Origin of the sequence: Kitasatospora sp. NPDC058243 (genome assembly GCF_042882025.1) — a bacterium.
In the GTDB taxonomy this organism is placed as follows: domain Bacteria; phylum Actinomycetota; class Actinomycetes; order Streptomycetales; family Streptomycetaceae; genus Kitasatospora.
This window is the reverse complement of sequence record NZ_JBHVWW010000037.1, coordinates 25,494-42,509: the sequence shown is the minus strand read 5'-3', so window position 1 is coordinate 42,509 and position 17,016 is coordinate 25,494. Positions and strand designations below refer to the sequence as shown.

General features: G+C 74.7%; 16 protein-coding genes. 3 read left to right on the top strand and 13 right to left on the bottom strand.

Annotated features, from left to right (window positions below):
• Window positions 1-11: 11 nt before the first annotated feature.
• The 10 genes from ACFVX9_RS23565 to ACFVX9_RS23520 form a co-directional block, all read right to left on the bottom strand.
• Window positions 12-1,058 carry a hypothetical protein gene (locus tag ACFVX9_RS23565; protein WP_387983296.1) on the bottom strand — a complete coding sequence of 349 codons (1,047 nt, stop codon included), beginning with the start codon at window positions 1,056-1,058 and terminating at the stop codon, window positions 12-14.
• The gene (locus ACFVX9_RS23560) at window positions 1,055-2,002 is read right to left on the bottom strand and encodes an ABC transporter ATP-binding protein (RefSeq protein ID WP_387983295.1); all 948 of its coding nucleotides are present in this window, start codon (window positions 2,000-2,002) and stop codon (window positions 1,055-1,057) included. The genes ACFVX9_RS23565 and ACFVX9_RS23560 overlap by 4 nt, the downstream gene beginning before the upstream one ends.
• A gap of 31 nt (window positions 2,003-2,033) precedes the next feature.
• A complete protein-coding gene (locus ACFVX9_RS23555; RefSeq protein ID WP_063350485.1) occupies window positions 2,034-2,441 on the bottom strand; it encodes a GntR family transcriptional regulator in 408 nt (135 codons plus the stop codon).
• 96 nt (window positions 2,442-2,537) lie between these two features.
• The gene (locus ACFVX9_RS23550) at window positions 2,538-3,920 is read right to left on the bottom strand and encodes a DUF2079 domain-containing protein (RefSeq protein ID WP_387983294.1); all 1,383 of its coding nucleotides are present in this window, start codon (window positions 3,918-3,920) and stop codon (window positions 2,538-2,540) included.
• A gap of 170 nt (window positions 3,921-4,090) precedes the next feature.
• Window positions 4,091-4,693: a TIGR03086 family metal-binding protein gene (locus ACFVX9_RS23545; protein WP_363374513.1), complete on the bottom strand. Its 603-nt coding sequence runs from the start codon at window positions 4,691-4,693 to the stop codon at window positions 4,091-4,093.
• 196 nt (window positions 4,694-4,889) lie between these two features.
• Window positions 4,890-5,645 (bottom strand): SDR family NAD(P)-dependent oxidoreductase, encoded by a 756-nt coding sequence (locus ACFVX9_RS23540; RefSeq protein WP_380375330.1) that lies wholly within the window; start codon window positions 5,643-5,645, stop codon window positions 4,890-4,892.
• 294 nt (window positions 5,646-5,939) lie between these two features.
• Window positions 5,940-6,710 (bottom strand): transglycosylase family protein, encoded by a 771-nt coding sequence (locus ACFVX9_RS23535; RefSeq protein WP_380375328.1) that lies wholly within the window; start codon window positions 6,708-6,710, stop codon window positions 5,940-5,942.
• Window positions 6,711-7,262: 552 nt separating this feature from the next.
• Window positions 7,263-7,931, bottom strand: coding sequence for a response regulator (locus tag ACFVX9_RS23530; protein ID WP_380375327.1), 669 nt, complete (start codon window positions 7,929-7,931; stop codon window positions 7,263-7,265).
• 149 nt (window positions 7,932-8,080) lie between these two features.
• Window positions 8,081-9,730 carry a sensor histidine kinase gene (locus ACFVX9_RS23525; protein WP_380375356.1) on the bottom strand — a complete coding sequence of 550 codons (1,650 nt, stop codon included), beginning with the start codon at window positions 9,728-9,730 and terminating at the stop codon, window positions 8,081-8,083.
• 84 nt (window positions 9,731-9,814) lie between these two features.
• On the bottom strand, window positions 9,815-12,388 hold the full coding sequence (locus ACFVX9_RS23520) for a SpoIIE family protein phosphatase (RefSeq protein ID WP_380375325.1): 2,574 nt from the start codon (window positions 12,386-12,388) through the stop codon (window positions 9,815-9,817).
• Between the two features lie 93 nt (window positions 12,389-12,481).
• Here ACFVX9_RS23520 and ACFVX9_RS23515 point away from each other — a divergent pair, with 93 nt between their 5' ends.
• A complete protein-coding gene (locus ACFVX9_RS23515; RefSeq protein WP_380375323.1) occupies window positions 12,482-12,811 on the top strand; it encodes a DUF4326 domain-containing protein in 330 nt (109 codons plus the stop codon).
• A 12-nt stretch (window positions 12,812-12,823) separates the two neighbouring features.
• Here the strand turns inward: ACFVX9_RS23515 and ACFVX9_RS23510 are convergent, their stop codons facing one another.
• Window positions 12,824-13,390, bottom strand: a complete 567-nt coding sequence (locus ACFVX9_RS23510; protein WP_387983291.1) for a Uma2 family endonuclease — start codon at window positions 13,388-13,390, stop codon at window positions 12,824-12,826.
• A gap of 150 nt (window positions 13,391-13,540) precedes the next feature.
• Between ACFVX9_RS23510 and ACFVX9_RS23505 the strand changes: the two genes are divergently transcribed.
• Complete coding sequence (locus ACFVX9_RS23505) at window positions 13,541-14,839, top strand: PQQ-binding-like beta-propeller repeat protein (protein ID WP_387983290.1); 1,299 nt, start codon at window positions 13,541-13,543, stop codon at window positions 14,837-14,839.
• Between the two features lie 66 nt (window positions 14,840-14,905).
• Window positions 14,906-15,541: a hypothetical protein gene (locus tag ACFVX9_RS23500; protein ID WP_063350476.1), complete on the top strand. Its 636-nt coding sequence runs from the start codon at window positions 14,906-14,908 to the stop codon at window positions 15,539-15,541.
• Here the strand turns inward: ACFVX9_RS23500 and ACFVX9_RS23495 are convergent.
• Together ACFVX9_RS23495 and ACFVX9_RS23490 are read right to left on the bottom strand one after the other, a co-directional pair.
• Entirely contained in the window at window positions 15,489-16,346 is an 858-nt protein-coding gene (locus ACFVX9_RS23495; protein ID WP_380427714.1) for a DNA-formamidopyrimidine glycosylase family protein, read from the bottom strand. The two genes, ACFVX9_RS23500 and ACFVX9_RS23495, sit on opposite strands and share 53 nt — an antisense overlap.
• Window positions 16,347-16,388: 42 nt before the next feature.
• Window positions 16,389-16,844, bottom strand: coding sequence for a universal stress protein (locus tag ACFVX9_RS23490; RefSeq protein ID WP_380375316.1), 456 nt, complete (start codon window positions 16,842-16,844; stop codon window positions 16,389-16,391).
• Between the last annotated feature and the right edge of the window lie 172 nt (window positions 16,845-17,016).

The following is a 17,016-nucleotide window of genomic DNA, read 5'->3' as shown; positions in this document are numbered from 1 at the left end:
GTCCTCGGGCGTCAGGCCCGCCGGGTCGCCCGCAGCGAATTGCCGTCCCGCCGCACCCGGAGGAAGAGCACCGCCAGCGCCACGACGGTGAGCGCCACCAGGATCCCGGTCTCGACGAGCTGGATCGGCACGAAGTGCCCGACGGGGTGGTACTCGATCCAGTTGCTCGTGGCGCCTTCGCAGCCCCTCGTCCGGTCGCCGTCCCAGCAGAACTGGTCCGAGGCCCACCGGCCGTCCTGGAGCACGACCCCGCGGTCGACCAGCCACGCGTTGGTGGGCTGCCCGAAGTAGACGCCGCGCGGGACCATCTCCTTGACCGACGGATAGAAGGAGGCGCGGCCCCACCGGAGCAGGCCGTGGACGACCGCCAGCAGCACGCCGGTGACCAGGACCGAGGCCACCGTGCGCCGCAGCAGTTGCCCGACCAGCAGGCCCAGTGCCAGCGCGAACAGCGACCAGGCGACCGGCACCACCCCGAGGACAGGGTAGGTGAGGCCCTGGAACGGCGGATCGAAGGCGAACGGGCTGTGCGCGATGTCCGCGTTCCACACCCACGTCGCCAGGACGGCGAGCACCCCACCGGCGGCCAGCACCGCCAGCCCGGGCAGGGCGATCCGCGCGGTGAGCCAGCGCAGCGGGCTGACGGACTGGGTCCAGGCGAGGCGGACGGTTCCGCGCTCGTACTCCTGGGCGAGCATCGGGGCGCCGAGGAACATGCCGATCAGCAGGGGGACGGCGACCAGGGCCGGCTGGAGCCACGTGGTGTACAGGTAGGCGCGGCGGGTGATGGGCGAGACCATGCCCTGGCAGCCGGCGTCGGACCAGCTGGCCCCGTCGGAGCACCCGGCCCGGCGCAGATCCGCCATCAGCGGCTGGACGGAGAAGTGCAGCCAGAGCAGGGTGGCCGACGCGGTGACGACCAGGGCGGCGATCGCCCACAGCGCGGTGCGGCTCTGGCGCCAGCTCAGCCAGAGCAGACCGCCCGGGCGGGGCGCGGTCCGCGGCTCGCGCGGTGGCGCCGCGGTGGTGGCGCGGTCGGCCAGGACGTTGGTGCTCATGCGGCGATCCCGTTCTCGGTCGTCTGGGCCTGCGGGCCCGGTCCGGTGGCGGCCCGGGCGGTGCCGACCGGGGTCCGGAGGTAGCCGAGCAGCAGCTCCTCCAGGCTCGGCCGGCCGCTCTCCCACGGGCCGTCCACCGGATCGCCGGTGCGGACCAGCGCGTCGATCCGGCGGCCGGTGGAGCGCTGCTCGACCAGGACGTCCTCGGGGAGCGCGCTGCCGGCCGGGCCGGTGAGCAGTTGGTGTCCGTCCAGCAGGTCCTCCACGTCGCCGCAGAGCCGGATCCGCCCGGACTGCACCAGCAGCAGGTAGTCGATGACGCCGTCCAGCTCGGGGATGATGTGCGAGGAGACCACGATGGTGGTGCCGCGCTCGGCGGCCTCGACCATCAGGGTGCCCATCAGCTGGTGCCGGGCGAGCGGGTCGAGGTCGGACATCGGCTCGTCGAGCAGCAGCAGGTCGGGGCGCTTGCCGAGGGCGAGCGCCAGGGCGACCCGGGTGCGCTGGCCGCCGGAGAGCGAGCCGATCTTCGCCCTCATCCTCAACTCGCCCTGGTCGATCACCTGTTGGGCGAGGTCCTGGTCCCAGGACGGGTTCAGCTCCCGGCCGAGCCGCAGGGTCTCGGCCACCGTGAAGCCGGGGTAGAGCGGCTTGTCCTGGGCCACGTACGCGACCCGGGCGCGCAGGTCCTCGGTGGTGGCGGGCTCACCGAACACCCGCAGCTCACCCTCGGTGGGGGTGAGCAGCCGGGCGGCGATGCCCAGCAGGGTGCTCTTGCCCGCACCGTTGGGGCCGGCCACCCCGCAGATCCGCCCGGCCGGGACGGCGAACGTGCAGTCGCGCAGCGCCCAATCGCCCCGGTAGCGCTTGCCCAGGCCGTCGGCCGCGAGCGCCGCCGGGGCCCCCGGCGCCGCCGATGCCGGCGATGCCGGCGGTGTGTTCATCGGGTCGTTCACCCGGTCCCCCCACTGTCCTCTAACTCGGTGTTTCCGGGGAGACCCCGGTGTCGAATCGCTGCTCCAGGACGGAGGCCATCAGCGCGGCGATGTCCTCACGCTCCAGTCCGACCTCGCGGGCCCGGTCCACCCAGCCGACCAGGTCCGCGCGCAGCGGCCCGTCGGCGGCGGCCTCCGGCCGGGCGAGCGAGCGCCGGACGAAGGTGCCGAGCCCCGGCCGGGGCTCGACCAGGCCCTCGCGTTCCAGTTCGCGGTAGGCCTTCAGCACGGTGTTGGGGTTGATCGCGGTCAGCTCGACGACCTCCCGCGCGGTCGGCAGCTTGTCCCCGGGCTGGAGCAGCCCGAGCCGCAAGGCCTGCTTGGTCTGCTGAACGATCTGCTGGTAGGTGGAGACGCCGCTGCGCCGCTCGATGCGGTACTCGATCACACGTGATTCGACCTTTCACTAGTCCAATAGTGGAATGGTGACCCACTGCGGCGCCCGGGTCAAGCCAGGCCGGGGGGTGCCGGGCGATACGGACGATCAGGGCCGCTGCAGCAACAGGAGGGAGTCCTGGTCGGCGACCCGCCGGTAGCCGTGCTGCTCGTACTCGACCAGCATCCGGGCGGTGTCGGCGGTCGCGCACGGGGCCTGCACGCTCGGGTCCGTCCGGTCCACGACCACCCACTCGGGCCCCGGCCCGGCCGGCGCCTGGCAGACCAGGGTGACGGTGGCCCGGCCGGTCAGCTGCGCGGCGAGGCGGTTGGAGGCGGCGACGGTCGCGCCGTCGGGTATCGAGCCGAGCAGCGCCCGGGTGTACGCGAGCCGGGGCGAGGTGCGCCACGCCTCGGGCATCACCACCTCGTGCAGCGGATAGACCGGCACCGTCACGGCCGCCACCAGGGCGCTGACGGCGAGCGCGCGCCGCGCCCGGCGCGGGTCGGTGCGGGTCAGGGCGTCCACCAGGGCGGCGAGCACCAGCGGCATCAGCACCGCGCTGTAGTGGTAACTGACGCCCCAGTAGTGCGGGTTGGCCGAGAGCAGCCGCCAGCCCAGGGTGGGCACGCAGAGCAGGACCAGCGGCGAGCGCAGCCCGAGGAAGCCCGCGGTCGCGGCGAGCAGGAGGAGCAGCAGCCACTTGATCGGGGGCCAGCCGATCCGGGCCGCCAGCGACCAGGGCGAGGGCTGCCCGCCGCCGTCCAACTGCTGCCAGTAGTCGAACCCGCCGTGCGGGTTGAACGAGGGCAGCACCACCGTCACGGTGAGCACGGTGGCCGCGACCCCGACGCCCGCGAGCACGAGCCCCGGCAGCGGGCCGCGCCGGCCCCGGCGGGCCTGCCAGGCGATCAGCAGGCCGAAGGCGGCCACGGTCAGGCCGAGGTCCTCCTTGACCAGCAGCAGCGGCAGCGACCACAGCGCCGCGGCCAGGTGGCGGCGCCGGCCGAGCGCGGTGGCCGCGAAGGCCAACAGCGGTACGGCGAAGGCGATTTCGTGGAAGTCGTCGCTGACGGCCCGGACGATCCCCCAGGACGCCCCGGTCACGCATCCGATCACCAGCGCGACCCGCGGCCCGCCCGCCTCGTACGCCCACCGGGTGAGCGGCACGACCGCCAGCGCCATCAGCAGCGCCTGGGCGACCAGCAGGGTGACGGCCCCCGGGAACAGCCGGTAGACCGGAGCGAGCACGGCGATCAGCGGGTGGAAGTGGTCCCCGAGCAGGTGGTAACCGGGCCCCTTGAGCGGCACGATCGGCGCCTGCCCGTGCGCGTACGCGCGGATGGCCTGCTCGAAGATGCCCAGGTCGTAGGCCTTGCTCAGGCCGCGCCGGTAGCGGTTGACGGCGACGCAGGTGTAGAGCGCGGCGAACCCCGCGGCCAGGCCCCAGGCCAGGACGACGGGTCGACGCGGCGGGCGGAACAGGCGCATCGGCAAAGTACCCTTTCACTATTCGATTAGTGGAAGGGTGGTGGAAGGGCACACCGACGTCAACCCCGGTCCGGCCGCGCCGACCGGGCCTCTGACCTGCCCGGATACGGTCCGCTAGGCGGGTGATGTGGAGCCCGTGGAGCCTGCGGAGCCCGCCGGCTCAGGGGAACTCAGGGCCGCGCGGCCTCCGGGTCGCGGCCGAAGAAGCCGGCGAGCCGGTCGTACGGCGGGGCGTCCTCCGGCACGGCGACCTCGGGGCCGAAGGCGTGCTGATCCTCCTCGGCACCGCGGTACCCGGGCGTGAGGGCGCCGCGGGCCCAGGCCAGGGCGGCGAGGGCCACCTCATGGTCCAGCCCCTCGGTGGACTGGTCGGTGGCATGAGCCAAGTCCCAGTCGTGGACGGCGAATTCGGCGATCTGCTGGTCCACCGGGAAACGGGCCGGCAGGGCGCCGACGCCGGGGACCTCCAACGTGCCGGTGAGGTCGCCCGCCGCCCGCCAGGCGTCGACCAGCTCCTCGGCGCCGGCCTCGAAGGCGTGCAGCCAGTCCTCCTCCACCCGCTCGAACGGCTGCGACCAGTCCGGCTGCCCGCCCCCGGCCCGGACGGTGAACTGCCGCAGGTCGAACAGCAGATGGCTGACCAGGTCGCCGACGTCCCAGGAGCGGCAGGCCGTCGGGTGCCCGGCCAGCTCGACGCCGACGCCGTCGATCAGCCCGGCGGTCTGCGCGAGGGCCCGGGCGAGCAGGTCGATCGGGTCTTCCGCTGCGGTCATGGCACACCTCTCGGTCGGGAGCGCGTCGCCGGCGTGGCCGGGTGCGGTCGGGGGCACCGCTCGGACCGGGCGATCGTAAACGCGTCCGTCGACGACCGCCCGCCACGACACCGGCCCGGTGGTCGCACCACCGGGCCGGTCTCCGTACGACGACGTGCCGCGAGCCGTCAGGCTCCGAACCGTCAGACCCGAACCGTCAGGCCGCGAACCCGCCGTCCACCGCGAGTTCCGCGCCCGTGACGTACCGGCCGTCCTCGCCCGCCAGGTAGGCGACGGCGGCGGCGATGTCCGTGCCCGCGCCGAAGCGGCCGAGTGCGGTCAGGCCGCTCTGGAACTCGGCGGCCTCACCGTCCGCCGGGTTCATGTCGGTGTCGATCGGGCCGGGGTGGACCACGTTGGCGGTGATCCCGCGCGGGCCGAGCTCCCTGGCCAGCGCCTTGGTCAGGCCGATCATCGCCGCCTTGCTGAGCGAGTAGATGGTGGCGCCGGGGAAGGCGACCCGCTTGGCGATGCAGCTGCCGATGGTGACGATCCGCCCGCCGTCGGCCAGGTGCGCGGAGGCGGCCTGGGCGAACAGGAACGGCGCCCGGACGTTCACCTCCAGGACCCGGTCCACGTCGTCGAGCGCCAGGTCACCGATCGGGCCGAGGACACCGACGCCCGCGTTGTTCACCAGGACGTCCAGCCGCCCGAACCGCTCCGCGACCGCCGCGACCACGGCCTGCACCGCCTGCGGGTCGGCGCTGTCCGCGCGGACCGCCCAGCCGCGGCGCCCCATCGCGGTGATCTTCGCCGCGACCTCCTCGGCCCGCTCGGCCCCGCCCTGGTAGGTCAGGGCGACGTCGGCACCGTCCTCGGCCAGCCGCAGCGCGACCGCCGCCCCGATCCCCCGGCTGCCGCCGGTCACCAGGGCCACCTTGCCGTCGAGCTTCGCCGCACCGTTCATCGTCATATCTCCAGAACTCCTCATTCGGATGTGATCCGACTCGTTCCGATCAGAACCCCCGGTTCCGATCTCGGACATGACTCGATCCTGGGCCTCGGCGCCGGAAAGCTCCGGCGGTATTCAGACGTCGCGTTCAACCTTCAACTATCTCCCGAAGCGCCTGCGTGCACGCCCTCACGCCCGCTCGCACGCTCCCTCCCTCGCACCCGATCCCGGAAACGCGCCCGGCCTCGGAAACGCGCCGGACCGAGCGGCCGGGCCCGGGGTGGGGCGGCCGCTCGGCGCGGGTGCGAGGAGGTGTCAGACGGTCAGGGTCTGGCCCGGGAAGATGAGATCCGGGTCGCCGCCGATGGTGCGGGCGTTCTTGTCGTACAGGTTGCCGGTGTCGGTGCCGAACTTGGCCGCGATCCCGCTCAGCGTGTCACCGCTCCTGACGGTGTAGCCGCCACCGGAGGTGTTCTTCTCCGAGGACGGCGCCGACTGCGCCGGCTTGGCCGACTGCTGCGGCTTCGACGTCTCCTGCTGCTTCGGCGCCGGCTTGCTCTTCGGCGCCTGCTGGGCCTGCGGCGCCTGGGTCTTGGGCGTCTGAGCCTTGGGTGCCTGGGCCTTGGGCGCCGGCTTGGCGGCCGGCTTCGAGGGTGCGGTGTCGGTGGTGTCGACGGCGGCCGGGGCGCCGCCCTTGCTCAGGCCCGCCTTGGCCGAGCAGACCGGCCACGCGCCGGGCCCCTGCGAGGCGAGGACCTTCTCGGCGACCGTGATCTGCTGCGCCTTGCTCGCCTGGTGGGCCTGGGGGGCGTAGGCGGTGCCGCCGTACGCCCTCCAGGTGCTGGGGGTGAACTGCAGTCCGCCGGAGAAGCCGTTGCCGTTGCTGATGCTCCAGTTGCCGCCGCTCTCGCACTGGGCGACGGAGTCCCAGCTGGAGGTGGGCGCGGCGGAGGCCGAGGTGGCCGTGACGAGGCCGGCCACCGGCAGGGCCGCGACAGCGGCGCCCGCGACGACCGCCATCCGCACGCGGTTGCGCTTGGTGGCGGTGGTGTCGGTGGCAGCGGCGGTCTCGTGACGGGGAGTCATATAAGTCCTCTCGGCAAGCCCCGGGCGGGCAGGCGGAACCAGACCCATGACGGGCCGATAGTCACGCTCACCTCGCTCGACGGGCGGCCGGACACGTCTGGGACGCGCCGTGCCGCCCCGGCCACCTCCACTCGCCGACGACCTGTTCGAGCTGGTCGCGTCGGCGGGCACGGCCCTCGCGCCGGGGGTCAGGTCGGCGGGCCGTGCGTCGGGGTGAACCCGGGTGGTGCTCGTTGCACCGCCAATGAAGCTACGGGCCACCTCCGGGTGCAGCAAGCAATTCTTGGTCTCCGCAGGTCAGTTGACTGTTACCGGCGGTATTGATCAAGGTGCCGTGCCCAGTTCGACCGGGTTTGACCGCATTTTCAAGATCAACTGATCAACTTTCACGCCCCCCTTCACCTCTGTCCACCTGTGAGCCCGAGCACACCATCCACCCACCGCGACCACGAATTGACGCACCGTCACCAGCGAAGCCGGAGTTCCCCGTTCCGCCGGGCCATCAGGTGGCATCCGCCACACCCGACACGCTCCGCGACCGGTCGGACGCGCTCAGTCCCGGGCGCCGAGCTCCGCGTCCCGCGCCAACAGCGCCGCCTGCACCCGGTTCTCACAGCCCAACTTGGCCAGGATCCGGCTGACGTACGTCTTCACCGTCGCCTCGCTCATGTGGATCCGCGCCCCCGCGTCCGCGTTGGACAGCCCCTCGCCGAGCAGCGCCAGCACCTCCAGCTCGCGCGGCGTCAGCACCTCCAGCCGGCGCCGGGCCTCCGCGCCGCGGGCGGCCACCGAACCGCTGCGCCCGGAGGCCAGCGAGTCGACGATGTGCCGGGTGGCGGCCGGGGACAGGAAGGCGTAGCCGCCGGCCGCCGCGCGCACCGCCTGGATCAGCTCGTGCGGCGCCGTGTCCTTGAGCAGGAATCCGGCGCCGCCCTCGGTCACGGCGCGCAGGACGTTCTCGCGCTCCCCGAAGGTGGTGAGGATCAGCGCCCGCGCGCCGGGCGCGACCCTCGGCAGCTCCCCGAGCGCCGTCAGCCCGTCCATCACCGGCATCTGGATGTCCAGCAGCACCACGTCCACCCGGTGCGCCCGGGCCAGCTCCAGCGCCTCCCGCCCGTCGGCGGCCTCGGCGACCACCTCGATGTCGGCGGCAGAGCCCAGGATCATCCTGATCCCGGCGCGGATGAGCGGCTCGTCGTCGGCGACGAGGACTCGGATCACGGCTGGTCATTCCCCTCGAACGGTGCTGCGGCAGGAACACCATCCTCACATCCGGCCGAACGCCGCGTCCCACCCGGTCAGGACGGTCAGGACGGTCAGGGCAGTCAGAGCGGTCAGAGCGGTCAGAGCGGTCAGAGCGGTCACGGCGGTCAGGACTTCGTGAGGTAGTGCTCCTTCTCCACCAGCAGCCCGTCCTTGAAGCAGAACCGCATCACGTTGTCCTGGCCCCAGGCGTCGCTGAGGTCACCGGACAGGTACCAGCGGCAGTGCGCGCCCTCCGGGGGCTTGGGCCCGCTGCCCTGGTAGTCGTCGGTGAAGAAGGTGTTGCCCGGCGGCAGCCGGTGCAGCACGTCGGCCTCCGGCGTGCCGACCTCCAGCCCGTCGTACACCGACTTCGGCACCGTCGCGTCGCCGGTGCCCTGGACGAAGGCCACCACGCCCCAGATCAGCAGCCCCAGCACGGTCAGGCCGACCGCCCCCACCCCGACCGCGCAGCCGATCGCCGGACTGCGTCGCCCGTCCTCCGCCCCGACGACCGGCGGCAGGCCGTCCAGCACCCAGTCGTCGACCCCGGCGATCGCCGCGGCCCCGTCGCCCGCGCCCTCCGCCCCCTCGTACGGCAGCACGCCGGCCAGCCGGAACCCCTGATCCGGCGTCGGCCCGGCGTGCACCATGCCGCCGACCAGCCGGGCCCGCTCGCGCAGGCCGGTCAGCCCCTGGCCGCCGCTGACCGCCGGGCCCGCGCCGGCGCGCACGCCCACCGGCTCCGGCGTGCACGGATTGACCACCTCCACCACCAGCGCGTCCGGCTCGTACCGGAGCGCGACGGTGATCGGCGCGCCGGGGGCGTGCTTGTGCGCGTTGGTGAGCGCCTCCTGCACCATCCGGTACGCCGCGTGGTCCACCGCGGCGGCCAGCGGGCGCGGCTCGCCCTCCCGGGAGAAGGAGACCAGCGCCCCGGCCGCCCGAGAGGAGTCGACCAGCCCCTCGATCCCGTCCACCCCGCCCCGGGCCGGTGCCGCGGCCGTCGCCGGCCGCACCACCGTCGACTCGTCGTGCAGGACGCCGACCACCTCGCGCAGCTCGCGCATCGCCGCGACCGCCGCCTGCCGCAGCACCCCGACCGCCTCGCGCTGCCGGTCGTTGAGCGTACGGTCCACCTCCAGCGCGCCGGAGTGCACGGAGATCAGCGCGAGCTGGTGGCCCAGGCTGTCGTGCATGTCCTGGGCGATCCGGTGCCGCTCGCGCAGCCGGGCCTGGTGCACCACCATGACCCGCTCGCGCACCAGCTGGTCGTTGCGCTCGCGCAGCGCGTCCAGCAGGGCACGGCGCTGCGCCCGGTAGCGGCCCCACAGCGCGGGCAGCACGGCGACCAGCAGGAAGCCGCCGAGCGAGAGCCCGACGATCAGCTTGGGCGAGGCCGAGCCGGCGTCCTTCAGCACCCCGGTCACCATGAACAGCACCCAGCTCAGCACGAAGGTGCCGACCAGCGCGGTGACCCGGCGCAGCCTCGCCCCGGCCGACCAGCCCGCGCAGACCAGCAGCGGCATCGGGCCGACGGCCCAGCCGGCCGCGGCCGAGGTGAGCACCAGCACGGTCGCCGGGAAGGCCGGCCGCAGCACCCACAGCAGCGCGACCCCCAGCCCCACCAGGACCGGGTGGCCGACACCGGAGGCCACCTCCAGCAGGACCGCGACCCCGCCCATCAGCAGGGCCAGCGCACCCTGGCCCACCACCCGCCGGGGCGGCCAGGGCCCGGGAAACGCCGTCCGTACCGCCTTCTTCCAGGCCCGCGCCATCGCATCCACCCGTCGAGGCTATCGGGCCGCGCCACCCGTCCGCCGCCACCGTTCGTCGCCCCCGCCCCCGACGAAAGTCGCCGCTCACGGCGTTCGGGGCACCTCCGTGGGCACTCCCGTGGACAGGTCCGTGGGCACGTCCTCGTCGAAGGCCGTGAGCAGCAGCGCCACGTCGTCCACCCGGTGCGAGGAGCCGACCTCGCGCAGGATCCGTTCCGCCAGCAGCTCCAGGCCGTCCGGCCCCTGCTCCTCGCCGCGCCCGAGCGCGGCCCGCAACAGGTCCACCCCCTGGTCGATCGCCACCGCCGGATCCTCCACCAGCCCGTCCGTGTACAGCGCGACCACCGTGCCGGGCGCCAGGCGCAGCTCGCTGACCGGGTACTCGGCCAGGTCCTCCACGCCCAGCAGCGGCCCGCCCGGCACGTACAGCGCCTCGGCCCACCCGTCCGGGAAGCGCAGCACCGGCGGCAGGTGCCCGGCCCGGGCGATCCGGGCGCGGCCGTCGGCGGGGGTGAGGCGGACGAGGCAGCAGCTGGCGAGCAGTCCGGGGTCGAGGTCGAGGAGGAGCCGGTTGGTGCGGGCGAGCACCTGGTCGGGCGGGTCGCCACCGGTGGCGAAGGCGCGGACGGCGCTGCGCAGCTGGCCCATGGTGGCGGCCGCGCCGACGCTGTGGCCCTCGACGTCGCCGATCACCAGGGTGACGTCCCCGCCGGTGACGATCGCGTCGTACCAGTCGCCGCCGATCTCCATGCCCTGGGTACCGGGCAGGTAGCGGGCGGCGATCCGGATGCCGGGCACGTCCGGGAGGCGGTGCGGCAGCAGCGCCTGCTGGAGGCCGCGGGCCAGGGTGAACTCGGCGTCGTACAGCCGGGCCCGTTCCAGGGCCTGGGCGATGAAGCCGCCGAGGGCGGTGAGCAGGCCGCGGTCCTCGGCGGTGAACGGGCGCGGCCGGTCGAAGCCGAGGATGCAGCTGCCGACGGGGTGGCCGGAGGCGATCAGCGGCAGGAAGGCCCAGGCGCCCATCTCGTCGAGCGCGATGCCGGGGTAGGCGGCGGCGAGTTCGCGGACCGATTCGAAGAAGATCGGGGTGCCGGTGCTGAGCGTCTCCGCGCCGGGGATGCGGGCGGCGACGGGGGTGCCCTCGAAGCCGTCCAGGAAGCCGTCCGGGTAGCCGGTCTGCGAGATCAGGTGCAGGTGCTTGTCGCGCACCCCGTAGATGGCGAGCTCCTGGCCGCCGAAGGCCGGCAGGATCTCCTCGGCCACGGCCCGGCAGACCTCGCGCACGCTGACGGCCTCGGTGAGCGCGCTGGCGAGCTGGAGCAGGTGGTAGGTGCCGCCGATGCCGGCGGGGGCGTCGGTCCGGGTGGCGCCGCGGGCCGCGGGCGGCGGGGGCGCGGCCCGCGGTTCGGCCGCGCCCGGCGGGGCTTCGGCGGCCACCACCCGGCCGGTGACGCCGTGCGTGTCGGGGTAGAGCGAGAAGGCGAGCCAGCCGTCCGGCGGGCGGGCGGCCAGGAAGGCGGTGGGCTGCTGGGAGAGCAGGGCGGCCCGGTAGCGGTTCTCGAAGAAGGGGTCGGCGAGCCAGGGCAGCACGTCCCACAGGTGGTGGCCGACCAGGTCCTCGCGGCGAGCCTGGAGCAGTGGCTCGGTGGCGCGGTTGGCGTAGCCGACCCGGCCGTCCGGGTCGAGTGAGAAGACGCCCTCGCGCAGTCGCTCGACGGCGGCCGCGGCCGCGGTGAGGGTGCGGGCGTCCAGCACGGCGCCGACCAGATGGGTGCGGCCGTCCGCCGAGATCGCCGAGGGCACCCGCGCCCAGAGCTCCACCGGGTACGGGTGGCCGTCCGGCCCGAGCACCCGGACCCTGGCCGCCAGCACCTCGCCCAGGGCCAGGGCGGTCCGGGCGGCGGCCCGGAACTCGGGCAGGTCGCCGGGGGCGATCCGGCTGCCGAGGGCGGCCGCCGTGCCGTCGAACTCGTCGGGTGCGAGGCCGAAGATCGCGAGGAACTGCTCGTCGGCGGCCAGCGCCCCGGTGGCGACGTTCCAGTCGAACATCCCGACCCGGCAGGTCGGCGCGGACGGCGGCGGCAGCTCGACCACAGCCGCGTCGCCGCCCGGCTCCACGGGGTGCCCGGCCGCCGCCAGGCCCGCCAGCCCGGCGGCCAGCCGCCCGGCCACCTCCGCCAACCGCGGCTGGGCGTCCTCCGGGACGCCGTCGTCGGAGGCCGGCCAGAACACGCTGAGCACCCCGAACCGCTCCCCGCCGCCCGCCACCGGCACGCAGGCGGAGGCGAAGTCGTACGGCATGCCGACCGCGAGCTGCGGGAAGCGCCGCATGGTGTCCTCGGTGTCGGCGAGGGTGATGGTCCGCCCGGTGCGGAAGCTGACGGCGACGGGCAGCGGGCCGGCGGCGGCGATCCGCCGGAACGGGCTCATGATCGACAGCGGTACGCCCGCGATCGTGCAGAGCACCAGCGAGCGGCCGTCCCGCGAGCGCAGGTACACCATCGCCCCGTACGCCCCGGTGCCGCCGAGCGCCCGGCGGACGGCGCCCGCCAGCAGGTCGTCCCGCTCGGCCGCCGCCGGGGCGGCGTCAAGCTCCTGCGGCCGGTGCGGGCCGGGCGGCGCCGCCCGGTCACGGCCGCCCGCGTGCGGATGGCGCATGCTCTTTTGCTACGCCGGGCCCCGGGGCGTGTCAAGGCGAGCCCCCCGGGGCCCCGGATGCCCGTCGGCCCCGGTTGCGCCAGCATGGACGGCATGCCGACCACCTCCGGCCGCACCACCGTGGTCAACCTCAAGGGCCACCGCGACGACCCCTCCTGCGCCGACGTCGTCTACGTCGGCCGCGCCATGAACCGCGGCGGCTGGCACCTGTCCGAGTCCCCGCTGCACTGCCCCTACCGCCCCGGCCCCGGCCTCACCCGCGAGCAGATGGTCGCCGACTACCGCGCCTACCTCCTCGCCCGCCCCGACCTGCTCGCCCTCGTCCCGCCCCTGCGCGGCCACCGTCTCGGCTGCTGGTGCGCCCCGCTCCCCTGCCACGCCGACGTCCTCGCCGACCTCGCCGACCACCCCCCGCAGCACTGACGGGCGGGCGCCTCACAGCCCGGAGAGGTCGGCCTCCACCGCGTACGGCACCACGGCCTTGACCCGGCCGGTGAACAACTCGCCCGCCCGGTACGAACGGCTCGCCGCGTCCAGCACGTAGGTATGGACGATCGGGACGCCGTCGGCGACCTGCTCGACCCGCCAGTAGAACGGGATGCCCGCCTTGGCGTACTGGTCCAGCTTGACCACCCGGTCGGTGGTCTCCGAACCCGGTGAGACGACCTCGACGAGCAGCAGCACGTCCGCGGGTCTGGTGGGCGACTCGTCGATCGTGTCCGCCCGGTAGACCACCACGTCCGGGCGGCGGTTGTTCAGCGGCACGTCCTGGAGCCTGACGTCGAAGTCCGTGTCGGCGTTCCACTCGGCGCCGCCGGCCGCGTCCAGGGCGTTCGCCAGGAACCGTGCGAGCCGGTTGTGCCGTTTGGAGGCGCTCGGGCTCACGGCCACCATCCCGTCGACGATCTCGATGTCCGCGCACTGCTCCACGGTCCAGGAGTCGTACTGCTCGCTGCTGATCTGCCGGTGCATCCACTCGGGTGCGATCATCTCGGCCGTCACGCCGTACCTCCCCCGGGGCTGCTGGGCGGGCCTGTGCTGTGCCTCAGCCTAGTACGCCCCGGGTCGGGGTTTCGGGTGGTTCGGGGGCTGTTCGATATCCTCCGGGCGAGTGGTGGCGCGTGGGGCGCCGCGGGGGAGGTGGGAGCCGGTATGCAGTCGCCGTCGTCCGAGGGGCCCGTGCGCGAGACGTCGTGGCAGTGGGACGGGGAGGCGGACGGCGCCGCGCGGGAGCCCGCGGACGTGGTCGGCGGGGGCGGGGACGGGCCGCGGCTGAGCCGGCGCGGGCTGCTGGCGGGGGCCGGGGTGCTGGCGGCGGGCGCGGCGGTGTGGGCGTTCGGCCGTTCGGGTGCGGACCAGCCGGCTCCGCCGCCGCAGCCGAAGCCGACCGCGCTGTCCGGGCCGACCCCGCTGTGGACGTACCGGGGGCCGGAGGCGATGACCCCGGAGCGGCTGACCGGCCCGCCGACCCGGCCGGTGTTCCTGTCCCGGGCCGGGCTCCAGGTCCTGGACCCGGCCACCGGCGAGGCGGCGCGGCTGCTCACCTTCGACCCGCCGCGCGGGACCTGGCCGAGCGACCTGGAGGTGCTGGGCAAGGTGGTGCTCGGGCCGGACCGGCTCTTCACCACCTCCCCGGGCCACCTGGACGCCCGCCACCTCGGCGACCCCGCCGCCGACTGGAGCCTGCCGCTGCCCGACGACCTGCAAGGCTCCGTCCAGCTGTCCGGCTTCGACGACGGCACCCTGTACGGCTACGTCTGGGACTGGTCGCGGGAGAGCTCGACGCCGGACGGCCGGCTCTTCGCCGTCCGGGTCGCGGACCGCTCGATGCTGTGGCACCTCCCCACCGACCGCAACGAGCAGCCGTTCACCCCGGTCACCGCGCCCGGCGGCCGCCTCCCGTGCCTGCGCAACCTGGGCAACGGCAGCGAGCTGGTGGTCCGGGACACCGCCGACGGCCGGGAGCTGTGGACGGCCCCCGGCGCCGGGGACCTGGGTTGGTGCGTCGGCGGCCCGGTGCACGTCTACGTCCCCGACGGGGCCGGCGGCGTCCGCGCGCTGCGCCCCGGCGGCGAGCCGGCCTGGACGGTCTCCCCCGGCCGGGGCGAGTCGTGGCGGGCGATGCCCGCGGTCTCCGACGGCCCGCGGGTCTACCTGACCCGCGACAACGGCCTGGTCACCGGGCACGACGCGGTCACCGGCGCACTGCAGTGGTCCTACCGGCTGCCGTTCCTGCTGGACCGCCGCAGCCATCCGCTGGTGGCCGGCGGCACGCTGTTCGTCCCCGGACCGGCGACCGCCGGGGTGTGCGCGATCGACACCGCGAGCGGCACACCGCGCTGGACGTTCCTCGACTCGGGCCCCGGCAAGGACGTCTGGTCACTCGCCGTCGACGCGAACCACCTCTACGCCGGCCACGACGACGTCCTGCACGCCCTCCCGCTCACCTGACCGCCCGGCACCACAGCCACGACGGCACGGCGACACGACGGCACGACGGCACGACAGGATGGCCCGATGCAGGTACACCCGATCTCCCCCGACCGGCTGGCCGAAATGCTCGCCGACCGCATCGCCGCGCTGTCCGACCCCGGCGGCCGGTGGCTGCGGGTCGCGGTGGACGGCGCGCCCGCCGCCCGCCCCGACCTGCTCGCCGACGCCCTGGTGGAGCCGCTGCGGCTGCGCGGCCGCCCCGCGCTGCGGGTGTCGGCGGCGGGCTTCCTGCGCCCGGCCTCGATCCGGCTGGAGTACGGCCACCAGGACGCGGACGCCTTCCACGACCTCTGGCTGGACGACGGCGCCCTGCTGCGCGAGGTGCTGGACCCGCTGGAGCCCGGTGCCAGCGGCCGCGTCCTGCCCTCGCTGCGCGACCCGGCGACGGACCGCTCGACCCGCGCCCCGTACGCCGAACTGCCGCCCGGCGGCGTGCTGTTGCTGGACGGCGCGCTGCTGCTCGGCCGCTGGCTGCCGCTGGAGCTGGCCGTCCACCTCGCGCTCACCCCGACCGCCCTGGCCCGCCGCACGCCCGCCGACCAGCAGTGGACGCTGCCCGCCTTCGCCCGCTACGAGGCGGAGACCGGCCCGACCGAGGCCGCCGACGTCACCGTCCGGGTGGACGACCCTCGTCACCCGGCCCTGGTCGAGCGGAGCTGACGCCCGTACCGGCCGGGGCCGGGCCGCGCTGGCAGTAGGGGCACCAGTACGCCACCCGGTCCTGCGGGGGCGCGCCCTGGCGGGCGGTCCGGACGAGGGTGCCGCAGCGCGGGCAGGGGCGGCCGGCCCGGCCGTAGACCCAGTGCTGGTGGCCGCGCCGGGTGTCGCCGGTGGTGACGTGGCCGGGGCGCAGCCGGTTGGCGTCGAGGAGCTCCCGGGCCCGCTCCACCAGCCGGTCGGGGCGCGGGAGTTGGCCCACCTCGGTCCACGGGGTGACGCCGGCCAGGTAACAGAGTTCGGCGGCGTAGACGTTGCCGATGCCGGCGAGGTTGCGCTGGTCGAGCAGCGCCTCGGCGAGCGGGCGGCCGGGGTGGGCGAGCAGTCGGCGGACGGCCTCCACCGGGTCCCAGTCGGGGCCGAGCAGGTCGGGGCCGAGGTGGCCGACGGCGCGTTGCTCGTCGGCGGTGCGCAGCAGGTCGACGACGGGCAGCCGGTAGCCGACGGCGGTGCCCCGCTCGGTGCCGAGGACGGCGCGGATCTGCCAGGCGGGGCCGCCGGACCAGCGCTCGCCGGGCCGGTAGACCTCCCAGCGGCCGTCCATCCGCAAATGGGTGTGCAGGGTGAGGCCGCCTTCGAGGCGGGTGAGCAGGTGCTTGCCGCGCGGGGCGACCTCCAGCACCCGGCGGCCGGCGAGTACGGCGGTGGCGTGCGCGGGCACCCGCAGGTCGGCGCTGGTCAGCACCTGCCCGGCGAGGGCCTCGTGCAGCCGGGCCGCCGCGCGGTAGACGGAGTCACCTTCTGGCATGTCTCCATCCTCCACCGCACGGCGGCCCGGCGGGGCGGCGCGCTACTCGCCCTCGGCCACCTGGCCCTCTCGGACGACGACGACCGGGCAGGGCGCGTGCTCGGTGAGGTGGCGGCTGACCGAACCGAGCAGCACGCCGGAGAAGCCGCCGAGGCCGCGGCTGCCGACGACGAGCAGCGCGGCGCCCCTGGCGGCCTCCAGCAGGGCCTGGGCGGCGTTGCCGGGCATCACGCTCTCGCTGATCCGCACGCCCGGGTCGTCGCCGACGACCCTGACGACGGTGTCGGAGAGGGTCTTGCCGGCCAGTTCCTCGGGGTTGAAGACCTCGGCGGACGGCACGCTCGGCGCGGCCCAGCCGTAGAACGCCGGGTACTCCCAGGCGGCGATCGCGGTGATGGTCCCGCCGACGGCCCGTGCGTAGTCGACCGCCCAGCGCAGCGCCTGCTCCGAGGCGGGCGAGCCGTCCACGCCGACGACGATCCGGGGGTTGGCACTCATGGCGTTACTCCTTGGCGCTCAGTTCCTGCTCGGTCCCGACACCCCGAACATAGATCAAATCGGGCGTGTGGTCGGTATTTGCCACGCCGTGATCGGCGTTTTGCCTTCAGATCGATGACACATGGCCTGGCCGATCTGTGGTTCTGCGGTTCTGCGGTTCTACGGTTCTGTG